3 protein-coding genes are annotated in these 2,296 nt (G+C 50.2%); all 3 read left to right on the top strand.

The genetic code is table 11. The features are described from left to right. On the top strand, positions 1–1,255 hold a 1,255-nt coding region (locus ACWHAR_RS19955), incomplete at its 5' end, for a GntP family permease (protein ID WP_452087608.1). Between the two features lie 23 nt (positions 1,256–1,278). Beyond that, positions 1,279–1,995, top strand: a complete 717-nt coding sequence (locus ACWHAR_RS19950) for a CoA transferase subunit A (RefSeq protein ID WP_017697223.1) — start codon at positions 1,279–1,281, stop codon at positions 1,993–1,995. Further along, positions 1,992–2,296, top strand: a 305-nt coding sequence (locus tag ACWHAR_RS19945) for a CoA-transferase (protein WP_452087607.1), incomplete at its 3' end; no start/stop codon positions are given. The genes ACWHAR_RS19950 and ACWHAR_RS19945, both read left to right, overlap by 4 nt.

Raw genomic sequence — 2,296 nt, 5'->3', positions numbered from 1 at the left:
GGCGGGTTTTATTAAATTGTATTTCCCAGTGTTTTTGCTCGGTGCCATTTTTGGAAAGGTCGTTGAAATGGCCGGGCTTGCGGCATCAATCGCGAAAACAATTGTCCGGCTTGTCGGGGCAAAAAGAGCGATACTTGCCATTGTGCTGATGGGCGCTGTCTTGACGTACAGCGGCGTCAGCCTGTTTGTTGTCGTATTTGCCGTATATCCTTTTGCGAAAAACATGTTCCAAGAAGCAAACATACCAAAACGCCTCATCCCGGGAACGATTGCTTTAGGGGCTTTTACGTTTACGATGGACGCACTTCCGGGAACGCCGCAAATCCAAAATGTCATCCCGACGTCGTTTTTCAAAACAGACATTTATGCCGCCTCTTGGCTGGGCTTGATGGGCGCAGTGATTGTGCTGGCAGCTGGGATGCTCTATTTGGAATCAAGGCGGAAGAAAGCGCAGGCATCTGGCGAAGGCTATGGCGGTTTTGATTCGCAGAATGCTCCTGCTCCTGAATCGATTGAGTCCGCGGCTGAACCGGACAAAAGCCCGATTCGGCACGCGCTTGCCTTTGTCCCGCTTATTCTCGTCGGTGCAGTGAATAAATATTTCACCATTTACTTGCCAAAGTGGTATCCGAATGGATTTGATTTTTCTTCCATAGGATTAAAGGAGTTCGGCAGGCTTGATATTTCTTCAGCAGCTGCTATTTGGTCGGTGGAGATTGCTTTAGTGATTGGCATCATCACAACGATTTTATTTGATTGGAGAAGTGTGTTTGCCCAAATGAAGGAAGGGCTGAATGAAGGGATCGGCGGCGCCTTGCTGGCATCTATGAATACGGGTGCCGAGTACGGGTTCGGCGGCATTATTGCCGCGCTGCCGGGGTTTCATAAGCTGAGCAGCGGAATTTCACATACTTTTACCGATCCGCTTGTAAATGGCGCCGTTACAATAACTGCGCTGGCGGGAATCACCGGCTCGGCTTCAGGAGGAATAGGCATTGCGTTAAGCGCGATGTCAGAACAATACTTACAGGCGATTCAGGCTTACAATATTCCGCCAGAGGTGATGCATCGGGTCATTTCAATGGCATCAGGCGGGATGGACACACTGCCGCATAATGGCGCCGTTATCACGCTTCTGGCCGTGACGGGTTTGACCCATCGGCAATCCTATCGCGATATTTTTGCGATCACGCTCATTAAAACGGCTGCCGTATTTGCTGTGATCGCGATTTACAGCCTGACTGGTCTAGTGTAGAAGAAAACGAAAGGTGCATCAATATGGGAAAAGTGCTGTCATCAAGCAAGGAAGCTGCGAAACTGATTCATGATGGGGATACGCTGATCGCGGGAGGGTTTGGGCTGTGCGGCATCCCTGAACAGCTCATTTTGTCTATAAGAGATCAGGGAGTAAAGGATTTAACCGTTGTCAGCAATAACTGCGGAGTCGATGACTGGGGGCCTGGTTTGCTTCTGGCTAACAAGCAAATCAAGAAAATGATTGCTTCCTATGTCGGTGAAAATAAAATTTTTGAGCGGCAGTTTTTAAGCGGAGAGCTTGAGGTCGAGCTTGTTCCCCAAGGAACGCTCGCTGAGAGAATTCGTGCAGGCGGTGCAGGCATACCGGGATTTTATACGGCGACAGGCGTCGGCACCTCCATAGCCGAGGGAAAGGAACATAAAACATTCGGCGGCCGGACTTATGTGCTGGAGCGAGGCATTACCGGCGATGTGGCGATCGTCAAAGCGTGGAAAGCGGACACCATGGGCAATTTGGTTTTTAGGAAAACGGCGAGAAATTTCAATCCCATTGCCGCCATGGCAGGCAAGATCACGATTGCCGAGGCGGAAGAAATCGTGGAAGCAGGAGAGCTCGATCCAGATCACATCCATACGCCGGGAATATACGTACAGCATGTCGTGCTTGGCGCGAGCCAAGAAAAACGGATTGAAAAACGAACAGTTCAGCAAGCATCGGGAAAGGGTGAGGCCAAGTGAAGGAAGCGAGAAAACGAATGGTCAAACGGGCTGTACAAGAAATCAAGGACGGCATGAATGTGAATCTCGGGATTGGAATGCCGACGCTTGTCGCAAATGAGATACCCGATGGCGTTCACGTCATGCTTCAGTCGGAAAACGGCTTGCTCGGAATTGGCCCCTATCCTCTGGAAGGAATGGAAGACGCGGATTTGATCAATGCGGGAAAGGAAACGATCACTGAAGTGACCGGCGCCTCTTATTTTGACAGCGCTGAGTCATTTGCGATGATAAGAGGCGGGCATATCGATTTGGCTATTCT

The organism is Bacillus sp. LR--39, from assembly GCF_053613335.1.
Note: the sequence above shows the minus strand (reverse complement) of the source record. Positions and strands in the feature narration are given on the sequence as shown.